At 65.6% G+C, this 18,762-nt stretch carries 16 protein-coding genes; 8 read left to right on the top strand and 8 right to left on the bottom strand.

Going from position 1 to position 18,762, the window contains the following annotated elements:
* Positions 1–457 precede the first annotated feature (457 nt).
* On the top strand, positions 458–1,513 hold the full coding sequence (locus ACIA5H_RS11080; RefSeq protein WP_397075545.1) for an alpha/beta fold hydrolase: 1,056 nt from the start codon (positions 458–460) through the stop codon (positions 1,511–1,513).
* A gap of 92 nt (positions 1,514–1,605) precedes the next feature.
* Here the strand turns inward: ACIA5H_RS11080 and ACIA5H_RS11075 are convergent, their stop codons facing one another.
* From ACIA5H_RS11075 to ACIA5H_RS11065, 3 genes are all read right to left on the bottom strand, one after another.
* Entirely contained in the window at positions 1,606–2,040 is a 435-nt protein-coding gene (locus ACIA5H_RS11075) for a DMT family transporter (protein ID WP_397075543.1), read from the bottom strand.
* A 102-nt stretch (positions 2,041–2,142) separates the two neighbouring features.
* Positions 2,143–3,381, bottom strand: a complete 1,239-nt coding sequence (locus ACIA5H_RS11070; protein ID WP_397075541.1) for an MFS transporter — start codon at positions 3,379–3,381, stop codon at positions 2,143–2,145.
* Positions 3,374–5,164 (bottom strand): HEXXH motif domain-containing protein, encoded by a 1,791-nt coding sequence (locus ACIA5H_RS11065; protein WP_397075539.1) that lies wholly within the window; start codon positions 5,162–5,164, stop codon positions 3,374–3,376. The genes ACIA5H_RS11070 and ACIA5H_RS11065 overlap by 8 nt, the downstream gene beginning before the upstream one ends.
* 1,458 nt (positions 5,165–6,622) lie before the next feature.
* On the opposite strand from ACIA5H_RS11065, the gene ACIA5H_RS11060 reads away from it, so the two are divergent.
* From ACIA5H_RS11060 to ACIA5H_RS11045, 4 genes are all read left to right on the top strand, one after another.
* Positions 6,623–6,775 carry a hypothetical protein gene (locus ACIA5H_RS11060; protein ID WP_354957206.1) on the top strand — a complete coding sequence of 51 codons (153 nt, stop codon included), beginning with the start codon at positions 6,623–6,625 and terminating at the stop codon, positions 6,773–6,775.
* A 67-nt stretch (positions 6,776–6,842) separates the two neighbouring features.
* Complete coding sequence (locus ACIA5H_RS11055; protein WP_397075536.1) at positions 6,843–8,075, top strand: FxsB family cyclophane-forming radical SAM/SPASM peptide maturase; 1,233 nt, start codon at positions 6,843–6,845, stop codon at positions 8,073–8,075.
* 16 nt (positions 8,076–8,091) lie between these two features.
* Complete coding sequence (locus ACIA5H_RS11050) at positions 8,092–9,885, top strand: HEXXH motif domain-containing protein (protein WP_397075534.1); 1,794 nt, start codon at positions 8,092–8,094, stop codon at positions 9,883–9,885.
* Between the two features lie 91 nt (positions 9,886–9,976).
* Positions 9,977–11,143 (top strand): FxsB family cyclophane-forming radical SAM/SPASM peptide maturase, encoded by a 1,167-nt coding sequence (locus ACIA5H_RS11045; protein WP_397075532.1) that lies wholly within the window; start codon positions 9,977–9,979, stop codon positions 11,141–11,143.
* Positions 11,144–11,323: 180 nt separating this feature from the next.
* Here the strand turns inward: ACIA5H_RS11045 and ACIA5H_RS11040 are convergent, their stop codons facing one another.
* Both ACIA5H_RS11040 and ACIA5H_RS11035 read right to left on the bottom strand, forming a co-directional pair.
* A complete protein-coding gene (locus tag ACIA5H_RS11040) occupies positions 11,324–11,599 on the bottom strand; it encodes a hypothetical protein (RefSeq protein WP_397075530.1) in 276 nt (91 codons plus the stop codon).
* On the bottom strand, positions 11,545–12,912 hold the full coding sequence (locus ACIA5H_RS11035) for an MFS transporter (RefSeq protein ID WP_397075528.1): 1,368 nt from the start codon (positions 12,910–12,912) through the stop codon (positions 11,545–11,547). Before ACIA5H_RS11035 ends, ACIA5H_RS11040 begins: the two co-directional genes overlap by 55 nt.
* Positions 12,913–13,042: 130 nt before the next feature.
* Between ACIA5H_RS11035 and ACIA5H_RS11030 the strand changes: the two genes are divergently transcribed.
* From ACIA5H_RS11030 to ACIA5H_RS11020, 3 genes are all read left to right on the top strand, one after another.
* Positions 13,043–13,696 (top strand): TetR/AcrR family transcriptional regulator, encoded by a 654-nt coding sequence (locus ACIA5H_RS11030; protein ID WP_397075526.1) that lies wholly within the window; start codon positions 13,043–13,045, stop codon positions 13,694–13,696.
* Positions 13,697–14,444: 748 nt separating this feature from the next.
* Positions 14,445–15,746, top strand: coding sequence for an MFS transporter (locus ACIA5H_RS11025; protein ID WP_397075524.1), 1,302 nt, complete (start codon positions 14,445–14,447; stop codon positions 15,744–15,746).
* Between the two features lie 280 nt (positions 15,747–16,026).
* On the top strand, positions 16,027–16,416 hold the full coding sequence (locus tag ACIA5H_RS11020) for a CSLREA domain-containing protein (protein WP_397075522.1): 390 nt from the start codon (positions 16,027–16,029) through the stop codon (positions 16,414–16,416).
* Here the strand turns inward: ACIA5H_RS11020 and ACIA5H_RS11015 are convergent.
* The 3 genes from ACIA5H_RS11015 to ACIA5H_RS11005 all read right to left on the bottom strand — a co-directional run bounded on the left by ACIA5H_RS11015 (position 16,413) and on the right by ACIA5H_RS11005 (position 18,649).
* The gene (locus ACIA5H_RS11015; RefSeq protein ID WP_397075520.1) at positions 16,413–16,538 is read right to left on the bottom strand and encodes a hypothetical protein; all 126 of its coding nucleotides are present in this window, start codon (positions 16,536–16,538) and stop codon (positions 16,413–16,415) included. The two genes, ACIA5H_RS11020 and ACIA5H_RS11015, sit on opposite strands and share 4 nt — an antisense overlap.
* A complete protein-coding gene (locus ACIA5H_RS11010; RefSeq protein WP_397075518.1) occupies positions 16,535–16,975 on the bottom strand; it encodes a TetR/AcrR family transcriptional regulator in 441 nt (146 codons plus the stop codon). Before ACIA5H_RS11010 ends, ACIA5H_RS11015 begins: the two co-directional genes overlap by 4 nt.
* A 144-nt stretch (positions 16,976–17,119) precedes the next feature.
* Positions 17,120–18,649, bottom strand: a complete 1,530-nt coding sequence (locus ACIA5H_RS11005; RefSeq protein ID WP_397075515.1) for a long-chain fatty acid--CoA ligase — start codon at positions 18,647–18,649, stop codon at positions 17,120–17,122.
* Between the last annotated feature and the right edge of the window lie 113 nt (positions 18,650–18,762).

The following is an 18,762-nucleotide window of genomic DNA, read 5'->3' as shown; positions in this document are numbered from 1 at the left end:
CGAGGGGGTGCGCCGTCGTTTTCCGAACTCGGGCGTAAAGACTCACCCGTGGGATCAGGGAATTGTCAATACGACGCGCACCCAGCCCAGGCAATCTGGGACGCTGTCCTGGCGCGGCCGCGCCGCGCTGCTCATAACCGGCAGAATGTCGCAGAACGTGGCGCATCGAATGTGAGAAGCAGCGCGACGAAATTGCCCTTGCCTCGCAGGTGTCGCACCGGAGTACGCCGGCCGACTCGGATTGTCGCCGATGACGCGGTGTATCGGTGACGATCTCGTGGTCGCCGCTTCGCCTCTTGGCAGATGACAGCTGTGAATCCTTTCGGGCCCCCGGCATCTCCTATACGCGGGGACGCCCATTCAGACCCGAAGAGGCAGTAGACGTATGTCCGAACAGCACGCCTACGCCCATCACAGCACATCCACACAGTCCATCCCGCAACCGCAAGGAGCCCGCATGTCCGCCCACCATCCACTGCAGCCAACTCCGGCAACACCCGGCAGCGGGCCGATGCCCCACCGTGGGCGACCCGTCTCGCGACGCTCGGCGCCCGCCTCGGCCGTCGTGGCCGCACTGGCAACCAGCATGCTGCTGGTCGCGCCCACCGCCGCTGACGCCGCCCCTACGGCCCGCCCGCCTGCCCATACCGACATCGAGTCGACAACGGCCGATCACTTCGACCGGTCGCCGTCGCTGACGGCACCCACCCACGTCGTCACCGTCGCGGGGCTGCCGATCGCCTACCGCAGCTTCGGAAACGGACCAACCTTGCTGCTGACCCCATGTCTCGGACTCAGCATGGACGACTGGGATCCGGCACTGCTCGACCGCCTCGCCATGACCAATCACGTCGTCATCTTCGACTCCGACGGCGTGGGACGAACCCCGGCCGGCTATTCGGCCATCTCGACTGTCCCTCAGCTCTCCGATCAGGCTTCAGCCCTCATCCAGGCACTCCACCTGGACCGCCCCACCGTGGTGGGCTTCTCCCTCGGCGGATTCGTCGCGCAACGCATGGCCGTGGACCATCCCGATGACGTCGGCGCCCTGGTCCTGATGGGAACCGGCCCCGGCGGAACACAGCAGGTGCTGCCCGATCTGCCCAGTCTGGTCCGAGGCCTGCCCGCGTTCGACCCGCTTGCGCCTGCCGACCAGGTCATTCCACTGTATTTCAGCGGCCACCCCGACGCTCTGTCAGCGTGGCGTCGACGAACAGGGTTGCGCCTCAACAGGATCGGGACGAACCTCACCGGCCTCAACCGTCAACGCGCCGCGATGACCGACTGGCTCATCAACCCCGCCACCAACGTCATCAGCAGCTTGCCGGCCCTGCAGCTGCCCACCCTCATCTTGGGCGCGGAGAACGACGAGCAAGAACCCGCCGCCAACTCCATCGTGCTACATCGCTACATCAACAATTCGAAATTGCTGATCTACCCCGGGCTCGGTCACGCGTTCCCCTTCGAAGCACCAGAGCGCGTTGCCGAGGACATCGCTCGGTTCACTCGGTAGCTCGGCGTCGAGGTCCGACGAGGCAGGGAGCCACGGACATTCGGGCACAGTCGACCGAGCAGGACGCGATCGTGATCTTGAAGCCCACTCCCCTACCGATTCAGGCGCATCCTCTCGTCGATCACTGACGGGGCCGAATCCGACGACGACTCGACCGCAACCCTGCAGGACGAACTCGTTCGCACGCACTCGGTGGCCGGGTCGGTTCGGGGAACTGCGACTTTCCCGGCGGGCGAGCGGTGCTCGACCGATCCGAGTGTCACCCCGGCGATGATGATGACCCCACCGAAGACTTGCGCCGGCCGGACCGTCTCCGCATTGATCACCACGGCGCCGAGCACACCGAACACCGGCACCAGGTTGAGGATGTTCACCGCGACGCTCGAGGCCATCCGGCGCAGGCCGTAGTTGTAGAGCAGGAAGGCGCCGACGGAACATGCGACGGCCAGATACACGAGCAGCGCCGAGGCCGTGCTGTGTCGTAGGCCGAGGCCTGCGACACAACCCCGGAAGTCGGTGTCCGCCACCGTGGCGGGCTGCCGGTATGGAGGGCAGACAGCAGAAATTCATCATGATCGCGCTGCCCGAGCGCGGCACTGTTGCCCCGCTGGGACGAGCAGGCTCGCGCCTCAGGAATCGGGTGATGTCAGCGCAAGCGGTAGATCGCGAGAGCGGGTGGTGCGAGTACTTGCGTATGCGGCGAGTGTGAACATGGCCGTGAGTGCCAACCATCGCGTGGCGACGGCGCCAACTGTGGACAACAGATAGCCCGCCCCGAGCGCGCCGAGCGCGACCGCGCCGTCGCAGAACAGTGCCATCGTCGCGACCGCGCGACCGAGCGTCTGTTCGGGGATCACATCGAGCCGGGATATCGTCAACGCGACGTTGCTGACGACCCCCACGCCGCCGATGCCACACCAACACGCGGCCAGCACAAACGGTTCGACGCTGAGCGCCATCGGAACGAGCAGCGCCGTCCATGCCCACAGCGCGCCCCGATAGACACTCCGAGGAGGGAAGCGAGTGGTGAGCCGTGCTGCCGCGGCGGCGCCGACTACTCCGCCGACGCCCGCGGCGCCGAGCACCACGCCGACGGTCCACGCGGGACCGCCGCCGTTCTTCAGTTCCACCAGTATCAGCAGCAAGACGAGCTGAATGACGATATTCGACAGTCCGATCATCGCCGTCGACGTCCGCAGGAAAGGTTCGGTCCAAACGACACGGAAGCCATCGGCGATCGTACGCCGGACCGAATGACGCTCGGGCTCGGCGGCTTTCCGCGGTGCTGTCGAGTCCGGACGGATCAGCAACAGTGCGACGAGGCAGTAGAGATACGACACGGCGTCGGCGATGAACGGCAGCCAACGGGCCACGCCGTAGACCGCCGCACCTGCGGCCCGTCCGACCAGGATGGCGATCGGTTGCTCGGCCTCGAGGAACGAGAACGCGGCGGGTCGCTGTGCATGCGACACCACGTCGCGGATCGCGCCCAGCTCACTGAGGCCGACGAAGACGTAGACACTGCCCTCGATGAACGCCGTGACACCGACTATCAGCGCGAGGCTCGAGAGCTCGGCAGCGACCGCTCCGGCAGCCAGGCAGGCCGCGATCAACCCGGTGATCTGGCATATCACCAGGGTCCGGATCCGGTTGGAATAGTCCGCGACGATGCCTGCCAGGATCTGGAAGATCAGACTCGGCAGGTTCAACGCGAAACCGACCCATCCCGCCGCGGCGGGCGAGCCGGTCACCGCGAGAACCAGCATCGGATAGGCGATTCGGACGCCGTGGAAGCCCACCAGCGATGTCGCGTTTCCGGACCACAGCAGCAGGAAGTTCCGGTTGGCGTGGATTCCCGATCTACCCATGAGTGCGCGGATACCTCGACAACCACCGCACCAGATCGACGATCTCGACACCTTCGGCATCCGCCAGCAGCACCTGGCACAGGTGGGCGGCGACCTCGGCCCTGTCATCGAGAACGCTGAAGTCATCGTCCGGGTGGAGCTTCGGCAACGCCAGCGCCAAGCCCGCCCACAACTGTGGCCGGAGCGGGTCGACGCGCAGTTCCTCGGTGTACAGCGCGACCGCCGCAGCCATGTCACCCGCCAGATAGGCCCGGTCGCCGCGCGGCTGCTCGGGGATCGACAGAGCTTCGGCCGCGGCGTGGTCCAGCAGCTTCAGCTGCGCTGGAAGGTGCAGGCGGCGATGATCGTTCGGCACGGTGCTCTGGTCCACCTGATCCGCGGGCGGCAGGCCGTCGGGCCGTGGCGCCCGCGCGATCCAGCGCACGGCCAGCTCGGCGATGCCGGCGACGTCCGGTGTCAGGTTCCGCACCTGCCAAAACGTCCGATGCGCTATCGCCATCTCGGACGCGGCGACCCTGACCGCCGTGGGCACGTCCTCCTCTCCCCACGGGCGCATTTCAGCGCTGAGCGCGTTCAGGAATTGCGAACCCGCCTCCGTGAGCAGACTCGAGGTCGATGCCTGCGCCACGGCACCTTCCACCTGTAGACGCCACAATTCGAAATCGACATTCGCTTCCATCGATCGGTGGCAGTCGGCGTGACGATGTATTCGCCAGAAGTCGGTGACTCCGAAGAATGCGTAGATCCCGTGCAGCAGGCCCATGATCGGACGCGGGTCGTCGCGCCACGGCGCGTAGAAGCGGCACACCGAGTCGGGATCGAACAGCACGATCTGATCGGTCAGCAGCGTGAACTTCGTGTGCTGGACCTCATGGATCAGCGTGAGCGCCAGCTGGCATGGGTCCGCGGGGGCCGTGGTATAGACGCAGCCGACTCCGTTGAATGCGGTGTGGCTCGTGCTCGCCGCGAGTGGTTGTGCACTCAGCGGCGCCAAAGACTGCAAGCAACTGCGCATCGGCACGAGGTACCGGTCGAAGTCTCGGCGCAGTAGTTCCCAGGCCGCCGCGAAATCCTGTTGCCATGTGCCGGCTTGGGCGGTCGTGAGCCGGGGTGGCTGCTGACCGTCCAGCAAGTATCGGAACGGGTCCAGGTCGTCGAGGAACACCTCCCGTTCCGCATCCGCCCCCCGCAATCGCCGCAGCGGCAGCCAGGCGGGATCGGACTCGTCATCCTGGGACGGGACCAGAACTGTGCTGGTTCCCCGGGTGAAGCGCAGCGCGCCGTCCCGTGTCCAGTGCAGTTCGCAGTGCCCGTTGTCCTCGGCAGGGCCGAGCTCGGCCCTGCCGATCCCGGGCAACATCACCACGCCGTTCCGCACTACGAGGTTGATGGAACCTTCGGGCAAACAGGCGATGGCGCCTGCCGCGGCGAGCCAGCCCAGGTAGCCACAGTCGGCCCACAGTGGGGTCGGCGCGTCGTCGGGCTCGGCATGGAGGCGCTGCAGGACCTGGGCGAGCCACGGACCGACGTGCGGGTACGACAACAGCGTAGCGACCTCGGCCGGATGGGATCGTTGCAATTCGGCCAGCGTCTGGTAGGCAAGGGAAAGTCCTGCGGCGTCGGCAATTTCCGGCCGCGACGTGGTTTCGGCGATGAGAGTGCGCAGCAGGATCAGCCGCATCAACAGCGCGCCTTCGGTCAGCGTCGCGATAGCAGGCTCGGTTCCGTATCCGGAACTCGAGCTGGCCGTGACATCGTCGATCCCGGTGACTGTCGTTGGCATATGGGTGTCCCGTCGCTAGGTGTCGATGGCAGAGTCGGAGTCCGTACCGACACGAGATCACGGCAAATCAGATGGGCGTGAGTCCAGCGGATTCCGATGTCGGATGTCCGCCGAGCAGAAGATCGATGAGGTCACCGAAGAATCACACGCCGGTTTCCAAGATAGCCGGGTGGCATCCAATCCCGCCGCGGACCAGAAGGGTTGCTCCCGGAAATGTCCTATCGATACAGGCAACGGCAAATCTCTTGCTCTGTCCACCTGCGTGAACGACCACGGGTAGCATTGCACCAGACCACCCGTGGTCGATTTCTATATCGCCGGACTACTTACCATCAACTGCGCCGCTCCTGTCGGGCGGGTTCGGCAAGATGCTCCACGAGATACCTCCTTCTTTCACTCCCGTGTACGGATAGTGAAATTGCCGATCGCGCAGTCGGACAATCGACCGTCCTGGGAGATTACCTTCGCTGGGCTATCGGCCCCGTTGACTGAAGTCTATTGCAAGACAATGGGATTCCTGGCTCTCGCAACTCCCATGGCTGGGAATCGGGAGTATCCGGAGAGCATCGGCGAACGCGGCACGGCAGCGAGTGCCCTGATCCAAGGGAAGGGATCCGGCTGCGGCACGGTGACCGGTGCGATCAAGGATATGAGTGGAGTCTGCTAGGACATTCGCACGAGCAATTGGTCGCGGCATAGACGCCCGCATATGGCGGACCTGAACCGGGCGTGGCGAAGGCGCTGGACATCGCGGCGAGTGCGACCGTGACGGCCAAGGTCGCGGAGTTGGCAGACCTTGCCCGCCATGGCAGCGAGTTACGTCACTGTGACGGCCGCGTCGGTTGCTATTTCGGTGTTATCGGCGACTTTCGGAGCCGCCTTGGCCACGGTGACACGAAAGTTGTGCAGCGCCATGGAGCAGACCGCGACCTTCGAGGTGGAACCGGCGGATTTGGTTGCGCGAGATGATCGGGGGCGCACTCGCGGACTTGGCCCCACAGAATTGACGGCTACCCATCAACCTGCACGCCGTGCCGCTGCGCGGGCATTCGGCAGGAATTGCCGCCAGTTGGCGAATTGTCCGTAATGGGCGGTATGTGACTTTCTCTCGAACTGGGCCGGTTCACGCTTGCACGCATCTTTGCAGCGAAGCGGGTTCGAGTTGAAAGCGACATCAAGAGCTGACCCAACGGCCCCCTGCAAATCTGAGCTCCATACGACCTCGCACTCGCCCATCGCCGTGAATAGCTGTTGCGCGAGTGCGAGATGTCCTTCCCAACAACGGGGACAGGCGTGAGCGCTCATACGTTCCGCGCGATTAAGATCACTCTCGGGACGACAATCGTCACCCATTGGTAGATATCCCGTTCACTTGTCGGCATTGTCGAGCCGATCAATTCTTGCAACGCCTGGCATTTGCTGCGCCGTTACGGGAATACAGAAGAGGAGGTCCCGTAAATGGGAAGACTCGATGAACTCGCGGCGCTCAACACGGAAGAGCTGGCCACCCACTGCACTCCGGCCATGCGAGCCGCCCTCGAGCGCTACGCCAAGGGTTCGCAGGACAGGGCCCCCGGCGGATTCAAGTCGTTCATCAACCCCACCAAGTGATCACGCGGCCACGGGCGACTCGGTAGCAGCGCGCCCGTGGCCGTTCCCGCAGCTCGAGGGAGCGAATATGGAGTCCGGCCCGGTGCCGTTGGGCGTGCCCGTGGTGCAAACGTCCTGGCCCGCAATTGGATTGGATGTCGAAGGACTGCGCCGCCGTGGCTGGGAGCCGCTGCCGTTCACGGAATTCGTTGTCAAGATACACAGCCGTTGCAACCTGGCCTGCGACTACTGCTACGTCTACGAGATGGCCGATCAGAGCTGGCGCGATCAACCGAAGACCATGAGCCGCAGGGTTTTCGACGAGGCCCTTCAGATGATCGCCGATCATGCTCGCCGCTTCCAGCTGCCCGCGGTGGATCTTGTGTTCCACGGTGGCGAACCGCTGCTGGTCGGACATCGCGATCTCGAATACTTCGCCCGGTCGGCGCGCGAATCACTGGAGCCGATCACCGAGGTGCGGCTGGGCGTGCAGACCAATGGCGTGCTGCTCGACCTGGAGTTCTTGCGCATCTGCGCGCGCTGGAATGTTCGCGTAGGAGTCAGCCTCGACGGCGACGAGAGCGGTAACGACAGGCATCGCCGGGATCGGCGGGGCGCCGGGAGCTACACGCGCGTCGCGGCCGGGATCACGCAACTGACTGCGGACGAGAACCGGCACCTGTTCGCCGGCCTGCTCTGCACCATCGATGTGGCCAACGACCCGGTGCGGACCTACGAAGCGCTACTGGCCTGTCGACCCCCGGCGGTCGATTTTCTGCTTCCGCACGGCACTTGGACGACGCCACCACCGGCGCGGACCGCCGACCACACCGCTACCCCCTACGCCGACTGGCTCATTTCGGTGTTCGATCGCTGGTTCCGGGCTCCGGAGCTGGAGACCCGGGTCAGGATCTTCGACGACATCATCGACCTGCTGCTGGGCGGCTCCGTGACATCCGAATTACTCGGGCTGGCCCCCATACAGCTGGCCGTGATCGAAACCGACGGCACTCTGGAGCAGGTCGACGAGTTGAAGTCGGCCTTCGCTGGGGCCACCAAGTTGCGCACCGCGAACGTGGGCAATCCGCTCGACCTCGCACTGCTGGAACCCGCGATCGTCGCTCGTCAGATCGGCGCGGATGCCCTGAGTGAAACCTGCCGGGCATGTTCGATCCACAGCGTCTGCGGCGGCGGGCACTACGTGCACCGGTATCGCGCCGATAACGGCTTCCGCAATCCCTCCGTGTATTGCGCGGACCTGACGAAGCTGATCCACCACATCGGAGCACGGGTCCGCACCGACCTCGCCGCCGATCACTGACGACAGGAGTGCAACCATGTCCGCCCCGACCATCGGTATCGACCATGCAGCGGCCGAGCTGTTCACCGGTTACGGCACGGAGGCAGCCGTCGTCCGGATGACTTCGGACATGCTGACCATACGACTCGTACTACTACGCGCGCTCATCACCGAAGTCACTGCTCACCACCCGGAAATCGACGACGCCGCCGGCCTTTCCGATGCCTATCGGGTCCTGACCGAGCTGGAGGAGTCACATCCGGGCGCGGTCGAGGCACTGCTGGCCTACCCGCACACCGGGGTGTGGCTCGGCCGCGTGCTCCAGCGCTTGCGCAACGCCTCGGACGATCGGGAACCAACTCCGTTGTGGGCCGACTGCGGCTACCTCGGCTGGTTGGCGGCGGCCGCCGTGGTCACCAATCTGCCCAGCGGGTCGATGCGGGTTGTCGTACGCAACGGCGAAGTCATGCTGCCCGGGATCGGGATGGCGCGGGTTGGATCCGCGGGCGACTACGGCCACTGCATGCTGAACTGGGGGGATGGCGCGATACGCATCGTCGCTGACGACAGCGCCCCGATCTCGGTGGCGTCGCCTGCGGACGAGTCCGACCCGGCGTGGCTGCCGCTGCGGCGGTTGCACGGCGGAAACGGCGAACCGGAGGTCGTCCTCGATGATCTCGACCCGTTCCGCGACCTGCCCTCGGGTACGGCACCGCGGCTGACGACCGACGAATTCCACACTTGGCGAGAGGATTTCGCGCAGGCCTGGCACGTCCTGCAACGAGACTTCCCCGGCTATCTGACGCCGATGCGTGCCTGCCTGCGGCTACTGACGCCGCTCACCGCGCGACCGGTGGCGGCGACCGTCGGCCACACCGCCTTCAGCGGGACCGGCTGTGTGTACACCACAGCCCCGAAGGACTCCTGTGAAATGGCGGTGTCGCTGATTCACGAAATCCAGCACAGCAAACTCGCCATGCTCGCCGATCAGGTGCTGATCGTGGATCCCGACCCGACGTGTCGCTTCTACGCGCCGTGGCGCGATGATCCACGGCCGATCATCGGTCTGCTGCACGGGATCTACGCCTTCTTCGGGGTCACCGACTTCTGGCGGGTACACCGGCATGCCGATTGCCACCGATCGATGCGTGCGCACATCGAATTCGAGCGCGGGCGTACACAACTGGCGACCGCGATGGAGCAGGCATCCGGTTCTGGCCTGCTGACCGAGAGTGGAGAGGAGTTCCTGAGCGCGCTGACCGCAGGCGTCCGGCCGTGGGCCGACGAGGACGTGCCGGCGGAGGCTCGCGACGCGGTGGCCGAGATTCTGGTGGCACATCGCACTTCTTGGCAGGTGCGCAATCGTACATCCGACGACGCCGAGCTGGCCGAGCTGGCGGAGCTGTGGGTCGCGCGAGCGGAACCTCCCGCGGAACTGCCGTCCATACGGTACGTGGATCAGGAGACGATCCCGGATCGCCACCGCGATCTGCATATTCCGGTACGGCTGAGGATGCACGACCCGGCCGCCGCTTCGAGCGTCGCGCCCGCGGAACTGCCCCGCGGCACTCGCGCCTACCTGGCCGGCGAGCCTGCCGAGGCCGTCGAGTTGTACGCCCTGGATCTGCGCGTCGACCCGCTGCTCCCGCAGCTCTGGGCTGGTCTGGCCTCGAGCCTGCCGGAACTGTTTCCCGACACCGACTTCGGCGTTCTCAACGATCGGGCCGAGGTGGCGGCGCGCCTGTACCAGCGGCTGCTGTCCGACGGCACCGAGACCGACGTCGTCGAGCTGGTGCGGTGGTTGTCCGACCGCCCACGCACCGATATCTGAAACCAGGAATCGAGAGCACACAATGGAACCGACATCGGTGGCACTGGGGCTGCCCACAGTGCGGAAGTCATGGCCCGAGACGGGACTCGACGTGGCCGAATTGCAGCGCAACGGATTCGAGCCGCTTCCGTTTACGGAGTTTCTCCTCAAGATTCACAGTCGATGCAATCTGGCGTGCGATTACTGCTACATCTACGAAATGGCCGACCAGAGTTGGCGGGAGCAGCCGAAGGCGATGCGCCGGGAGGTTTTCGACGACGCGCTGCGAACAATCGCCGATCACGTTCGCAGGTTCGGCCCACCCGCGGTGAGTCTCGTCTTCTTCGGCGGCGAACCGCTCCTGGCGGGTCATGCCGATCTCGAGTATTTCGCATCGCAGGCGCGGGCGGCGCTGGAGCCGATTACCGCTGTCAACCTCGCTCTGCAGACCAACGGCGTGCTGCTCGACGACGAGTTCCTCAGGATCTGCGACGACTGGGACATCGGCATCACCGTCAGTCTCGACGGCGATGAGCACAGTCACGACCGCCATCGCCGGGACCGCCGCGGCGCGGCCAGCTACTCCCGGGTCGCTGCCGCCCTCGAGAAATTGAGGATCGGCGATCGGCGGTATCTGCTCAACGGTCTTCTCTGCGTCATCGACCTCGCAAACGACCCCTTGCAGGCCTACGAAGGATTACTCGCGTTTCAGCCCCCGAAAGTCAATTTCGAGATTCCACTGGGCAATTGGACGACGCCGCCGCCTGGGTTATCCGCAGATCCCGGAGCCACTCCGTATGCGGACTGGCTGATCCCGATCTTCGACCGCTGGTATGGCGCGCCGCAATTGGACACGCGGATCCGAATGTTCGAGAACATCATGGACCTGATACTCGGCGGGACCGTGGAATCAGAGGTATGGGGCCTCGGCCCCACCCGCATAGCGGTGATCGAAACCGACGGAAGTGTAGCGCAGATCGACGACTTGAAGGCGACCTTCTCTGGTGCGACCAAACTGCCTTCCGGCCAACGCAATCCGCTCGACCAGGCGATGCTGGTACCCGAGATCGTGGCGCGCCAGATCGGCGCGGACGCGCTCAGCGACACCTGCCGCGCCTGCTCGATACACACCGTGTGCGGCGGTGGTCACTACGTCACGCGATACCGTGCGGGCGACGGCTTCCGTAATCCCTCGGTGTATTGCGCCGACCTGGCCAAATTGATTCGCCACATCGAATCGCGAATGCGCGCCGACGTCGCCACGGCGCTCCACGGGTGACCACTGCCAGGGCGCATTCCTGGCCACCGACACGCGACCTGAGTTCGACATCGCCGGATCAGCGATGGCACATGCAATCCCGTGCGACTGCGAAAACCGATTACACAGACGCCCTCCCACCATCGCAGCGTGGGCACGCAGATGCGTGGCCACGCTGCGATGGTGGGAGCGCAGACCGCATCAACCGACCATGATCTCTTCCTTGACCGCACTCGAATCGACGGCGGGCCCATTCTTGCGCTGGCCGGGCAACAGTGCGGCGACGGCGAGGGTGCCGACCGCCAGCACGATCGCCGCGATGAGGCTGGTGTGGGACACCGCGTGGGCGAAGGCCGCATCGGCGGCGGACACCAGCTGTGCTGCCTGTTGGTGCATGCCTGCCTCGTCGATCCGCTGGGCCACTACGAGCGCGCCGCCGATGGAGTCCTGCACCGCGTCGGCGGCTTCCGCGGGCATGCGGCCGGTGACGAGCGGGGCGATCTCGTCGCCGTAGGCGCTGCCGAGCAGTGAGCCGAGGATCGCGATGCCGAGCGTGCCGCCCAGTTCCACCGAGGTGTCGTTGACCGCGCCGCCCACCCGAGCAGCCGTTCCGGGAAGGCATCCATGATCGTGTCGGTGGCCGGGGAGACACTCAGGCCGATGGCCAGGCCCATCAGGACCAGTGGCCCGGCGAACGCCGCATAGCCGGACGCGGCGTCGACCTGGGTCAATGCCGCCAAGGCGAGGATGCCCAGCAGCATGCCCGCTACGACCATCGCTCGAAGTCCGAGGCGCGGGGTCAGCACGCCGGTGATCGCGGAGCCGACGAAGACCGCGCCCGCCAGCGGCAGCAGCCGCACGCCGGTGGCGAGGGCGTCGTATCCGAGCACGAACTGCAGATGCTGCGTGACGTAGTAGATCGCGCCGAACGCGGCCAGGAAGAACAGCAGCACTGCGAGATTCGCACCCGCGAACGCGCGATCGCGGAATTTGCGGATATCGAGCATCGGGTTGGGATGCCGCAGTTCCCAGGCGACGAACCCGGCCATGGCGACCACCGCGATCACCCCGGCGAGCACCGCGGAGGTGTGCCAGCCGTTGCGCGGGCCTTCGATGATCATGTAAACCAGCGCCCCGACGGTCACGACGGACAGCGCGCCGCCCGTCAAGTCCAAACGCTGTGTCGTGTGCGCCCGGGACGGTGGAACCACTACCAGAGCCGCGACGATCGATACGACCGCGATGGGAACGTTGATGAGGAAGGTCGACGCCCAGCCGTGGCCGGTGAGCAGCCAGCCCGCCACCAGCGGACCGACCGCGATAGCGAGGCCAGTGGTAGCGGTCCAGATCGTGATAGCCACGGCACGTTCCCGTTTCGGGAAGGTGGCTACGAGCAAAGACAAGGTCGCCGGCATGATCATCGCCGCCCCGGTCCCCATGATCGCCCGCGCGGCGATCACCCAGTCGGCGCTGTCGACGGCCGACCCCAGCACCGCGCCGGCCGCGAAGACGGCCAGGCCGAGGATCAGCATGCCGCGGCGGCTGTACTTGTCGCCGATGGCGCCCATGAGCAGCATCAGGGCGGCGTACGGGATGGTGTAGGCGTCGATGATCCACTGCAGGTCCTGGCTGGACAAGCCCAGATCGAGGGTCATATCGGGAGCGGCGACGATCAGCGACGTATTCGTCATGACGCCGATCAGCACGCTCAGGCACAGTACGGCGAGCGCAGCCCAGCGGCGGCTGTATACGGTGCCCGGTTCCACCGGCGGGGTGGATAGCAGAGACATGTCCATTCCTCTCGTTACTGCACACCGTTGTGCATTTGCACATTGATGTGCAATCTAGGGAACTTGCACAATGATGCGCAAGTATGCGAGGCTTCGGCGTGAAGGGACTCACATGACAGCGACCAGCAACATGACTTCTTCTGCGACCCCGGGCGCGCGAGCGCAGGCCAATCGGAAGCGGATCCTCGACGTCGCGGCAGCCGAACTGGCCCGCAATCCCGCGGCGAGTATGGAGGAGATCGCCTCAGCCGCGGGCGTCGTGCGCAGAACGCTCTATGGCCACTTCCCCACCCGCGAGGCGCTGATCGACGGCCTCCTCGACCTGGCATCCGACGACATCGCCCGCACGCTGCGATCGCTCGACCCGGACGAGCCGGTAACGGTGACCTCGGCCCGGTGCACGATCGCCCTGTGGCGGGTCGGCGACAAATACCGCCTGTTGTTCAAGCTGACGGAGACGAACCTGAGCGCACGGATCGAAGAACGACTGGCGCCCGTGCACGAGCACGGCGCGGCCATGTTGCGCCACGGCCAGCAGCTCGGCGTGTACTCCGATCATCTCCCCGCCGAGGCGCTGTCCCGCGCGCTCGCCGGGCTGGTGCTGGCACTGCTCGAGGCCCGCACCGACGGAACCTGGACCGAGGCCGACCCCGACGTGGCGGCCGCCCGCGCCTGCCTGGTCGCCCTCGGCGTGCCGCCGGACTCGGCCGGTGAAATCGCCGCGCTCGCTGCAGGATTGGAGAATGCGCACTCATCGGCACAGCACGCCGGTGCCGCACCGTAGAGCAACGACCGACCACAGATCACCGCCCGGCGGGGGGTTCGTGCAGGTGCTGATATCTGTCACGAACCTTCTGCTCGACATGTGCTGAAGAGGTTGCCTGACGAGGCCCTCTGGAGTCGGCTGGGTAAGCATCGCGAGGAAGCCGAGCCCCCCGGCATTCGCGACAGCCGCCACTGATTCGGCCGACCCACCCATGGAATGTCGAGCTTCCGCGAGCCATGACCGGCCGTCCCTGGCTCGGGCGCGACCGGTGGCCGGTCGCCTCCCCCATAGGGCCTCGCCCGGCTCGCCGCCGCACGCAGCCTCGCCGTCGGCTCAACCGGCCGGTTCGGCCGCACTTGCGGTGCGGCTGCCAACCGTTGGCGGCATTGCTCGCGCAGCGCGCTCATCGTCGCGCCGGTGAGTGCACGGGCGGCCGGGGTACCGCGTCGCCGAACGCGGCAAGTGCACCACTGAAGCACCGCCGACGTGTGGCGGCGCATCGCAGCCGCCGAAACCCGGCCCCGTCCCGCCTACGCCGCCGGAATACCCCTGCTGAGCTGCGCATTCTGGTCGAGCCCCGGACCGGCCCATGCCGGAGTTCATGCCGAGATCTCGCGGAATCTATTGAATACGACGTCAACTTCAAGTAGCGTGCCGACCACTGACGGTGACCCGCGTCACATCAGGTTCGTTTCTCACCCTGGAGATAGGTATGACTCCGAATTCGGATTCCGGCAGCCCGGACCAGAAGAAATTACGGCGCCTCATGGCCGCTGCCCTGGTGGGCAGTTCGATCGAATGGTACGACTTCTTTATCTACGGAACAGCCGCTGCCTTGGTATTCGGCAAGCTGTTCTTTCCCCATGCGTCGCCGCTGATGGGCACCTTGCTGTCCTTCAGCACCTTCTGGGCGGGCTTCATCGCCCGGCCACTGGGTGGATTGATCTTCGGGCACATCGGCGACACCTTCGGCCGCAAGCCGGCGCTGGTCTCGTGCCTGATCCTGGTCGCCGCATCCACCTGCACGATCGGCCTGCTGCCCACCTCCAAGACGATCGGCGTGGCCGCGCCGATTCTGCTGGTGGCATTGCGGTTCCTCCAGGGCATCGCCGTGGGAGGCCAGTGGGGCGGGGTCACCCTGCTGCTCACCGAAACCACCAAGCCGAACCGCAAGGGCCAAGCGGGCACCTTCGGCCAGATGGGCGTGCCCTTGGGCCTGCTACTGGGCACCGGCGCGTTCCTTCTGGTCAGCGCATACGTCAAGGGTGCCGACTTTCTGAGCTGGGGTTGGCGTATCCCGTTCCTGGCCAGCGCCGCGCTGTTCCCGGTGGTGCTGTTCATCCAACTCCGCATCGAGGACTCCCCCGAGTTCCGCCGGCTGCAAACCAAAGCCGCCGTGGCCTCCACCGCGGTCGCGCAGGCCCCGATTCTCGAAGTACTGCGCACGCGCTCGAAGCGGGTTCTGCTCGGCGCCGGGCTGTTGTTCGGAACAAACGCCATCTTCTACATCAGCGTCGCCGGTGTGCTCGATTACGGTGTGCGCGAACTCGGCCTGGCCCGCAACAGCCTGCTGGCCGTCTCTCTGCTCTCCTCGGCCATCGGAGTGCCCATCATCTATCTCGCCGGCTCGCTGTCCGACCGTGTGGGTCGCCGCCCATTGATACTGATCGGGGCAGCGCTCATGGCGCTGTGGGCATTCCCCTTCTTCTGGCTGGTGGGTAGCGGCTCACTCACGGCGATCATGATTGCAACCACTGTCGGCAGCGGCATCGGCTCCGGGCTGGTGTACGGCCCGTTGGCGGCGTATCTCGCGGAACTGTTCGAGCCCCGAATCCGCTACTCCGGCATAACGCTGTCCTACCAGCTGGCCGCCATCCTGGTCAGTGGTGGCACGCCCTTCCTCATGACCGCGCTGCTGGCGGCAACCGGTTCGACAGCGTCGGTCTCCGCCTTCCTCATGGTCATGGCGCTGTGCACACTCGGCTGCGCATGGGCACTGCCGGAAACCGTGTCGGCCGGGCAGCCCGCGACGGCCGGCGGAAACGCCTCCGTCTCCGTTCCGTCCTGATCAGCATCGTCTGATCAATCCGGGTAACTGCCAACAGGATTCACATAAACGCCACCACTGGGCGTTGGCCTGCTGCAAAGTTGTAAACGCTCACGTACCCGGCTTATACGCGAGCGTTTACAACTTCAGGTTCATGATTGGATCAAAGACCCCCATGAGGACGAGAACATCTGCTGCGGTGGCCGGCGCTGCTGCCATCACAGCCCTGGCCGTTGGAACCGCAGGCGGATTCCCCGGAACGGCCCACGCCGACAGCGCGCCCGCTGGGGATACGCCGGTGGTGATCACGGTCGACACCACTGCGGACGAAACCGCGGCCGATCTCGGAAGCCGATTGTGCCGCACGGCTTCTGGTACCTGCACCCTGCGCGCCGCGGTGCAGGTGGCCAATGCCCGTCCGGGCAGCACGATCGTGGTGCCGGTCGGCCGCTATGTTTTGGCGATACCGCCCGACCCGCAGAAAGTGCAGGGCCGCAACGCCGATCCGACCACGGGAGACCTGAACCTCACCGCGCCGACCGTGCGGAACTCCACCATCAGGGCGAACATCTCCGGTATCGCATCGGCCAACTGCGCGACGGCGTTCGCGCGGATTGTCTCCGAGGGGGGCGACACCAGCGACGACGCTTCCTGGGAGCTCACCGGGGCAGGCTACAGAGTCGTGTCCTAGTCGGCAGGCGTAACCGGCCCGAGTAATGCGCGGTGGATGTACATCACCGCGTCCTCGAGCGCGAGCAAATCCCCGCCGTCACGCAAGATCCAGCGCACGGCCTCGTTGGTCGCATCGGTCACCGCCAGATATGCACGAGACCCGGCCACGGCGGTCTCCAAATAGAACGAGCCGGGCAAACGACGGTTCCCCACGCAACAGGGTGAGATACGCCCGGATCCCCGCGCCGGAGGGCCTCGAGTGGCTCCACCGGTTCGGAGAGCACCTGCCTCATCACCTGCTCCAGATGATCGATCATCAGATCGCGACCCGTCTCCGCTGCGGCGAGAAAGCACGCCTCTTTGTCCGGGAAGTGCTGATAGAACGTCCAGCGCGAAACCTTCGCCGCGGCAGCGATATTTGCGACCGTCGCAGTGAGATAGCCGCGATCCGCGACAACGACGGTCACACCGAACAACAGCCGCTGACGCTGCGACCCCGTCACCAGATCACGAGCGAGGCTGTGCGGCCCGTCCGGCAAGGTCGTCAGAGTCGGTTCCAGCAACTTTTTGCGTCCCACCCACATCTTCATATCAGGGTGCGCGCACGGGCTCGGCACAGACTTCACGAGCCGGGTGACGCAGGGACGACAGGCCTGTCCTGCCGACACCTGCGTCACACCCATCAAGGCGCGGGGAGACCTCGACGGCGTAAGCCGCCCAGCTCACCGACGGGCAACCGCTCCCCTGTCCGCCGGATCGTTCAGGCCTGGCAGCGACTTCCAGTCGATCGCCCGCTTCAGGATCTTTCCGGTGGCGCCCTTCGGCAACTGGTCCACGAACGCGAACAGGTGTGGAACCTTGTATGCCGACAGCTGCTCCTTGGCCCAACTCCGCAGTTCATCCGGTGTCGGCTCCGCTCCGGGCGCCAGGGCGATCACCGCGGCGACCTCCTCGCCGTAGTGCTCGTCGGGCACACCGATCACCGCCGCTTCGACGATATCGGGGTGCCCGTACAACACTTCCTCGACTTCACGGGGATAGACGTTGTAGCCGCCCCGGATGATCATGTCCTTGGCCCGGTCGATGATGTAGACATAGCCGTCGTCATCGACCTTGCCGAGATCCCCGGTGGCGAGCCAGCCGTCGCGCAGGTCGGATGCGGTGGCCTCCGGCCGGTTCCAGTATCCCCGCATGATCGTCGGACCGGACAGGTACAACTCGCCTACCTCGCCGGGAGCGAGTACCGAGCCCGAGGCGTCCCGGACTTCGATTCGCATGCCGGGCAACGGAAGACCCACAGAACCCACCCTCGGGTCCTTCCCGACGGGGTTGAACGTCGCTATTCCCGACGATTCGGTAAGCCCATAGCCTTCCATGATCTCGCAGCCGAACCGGGCGCGAAAAGCTCGGATGACCTCCCCGGGGAGTGAGGCACCGCCCGACGAAGCCATCCGCAGACTCCCGAACTGCTCGGGCCCGAAGTCCCCTCCGGCGTGCAGCATCGCGTTCCACATCGTCGGGACACCCGACATCAGGGTGATCTCGTCCGCGCGCACCATCTCGAGCATGCGGCCGGGATCGAACCGCGACAGCAGCGACAGCGACGCACCCAAATGCAGAGCGGTATTCATGACGACCGACTGTCCGAATACGTGGAACAGCGGCAGCGCGGTGCCCATCCGCTCCTCGCTGGTCACCCCGAGGTAGTCGATCAAGATCGTCGACGCGGCGTGCAGGTTGGCGATCGTGAGCTCTACGCCCTTCGGCTTCCCGGTGGTACCGGAGGTATACAGCAGAACCGCGACATCATCCGGGGCGAGATCGACGGGTTCGGACAGCGGCTCCGTCCGATCACGCCGAGCGCCCGGCTCGAGCACCCAGAGCGGGAGTCCGCGCTCCCGCGTGGCCGTCTCGGCCGATGTCGTCGCCTCGTGCCACGCGATCACCAGGCGTGCCGTGGAATCGTCGAGGACGTAACCGATTTCGGCTCCGGTCGCCATCGTGTTCATGGTGATGACGATGGCGCCGACGAGGTGTGCGCCCATGTAGGCAACAACGAATTCGGGGACGCTCGGGGCCACCAGCAGTACGCGGTCGCGACTGTCGATCCCGGCGGCGCGCAGTGCACCCGCGAAAGCCGCCACCGAGTCCTTCAGCCGGCCATAGCTCCATTCCTCGCCCTGCGCTCTGATCGCGATCGCCTCGGGCCGATCGAGCGCGTTCTTCCACATCGGACCGGCGACGTTGACCATCCGATTCCTCCTTCTGGCCTAGGCAGTGTCTCGAAGTAGTTGTTGGGTCAGAGCCATTGGTCGATGGCGGCGATCTGGATGACGGCCAGGTAGCGGGTGGCGAGTTTCTCGTA

The sequence above is a fragment of the Nocardia sp. NPDC051900 genome (assembly GCF_044452545.1).
In the GTDB taxonomy this organism is placed as follows: domain Bacteria; phylum Actinomycetota; class Actinomycetes; order Mycobacteriales; family Mycobacteriaceae; genus Nocardia; species Nocardia sichangensis.
The sequence above is the reverse complement of the archived record's forward strand: the minus strand, read 5'-3'. Positions and strand labels throughout refer to the sequence as shown.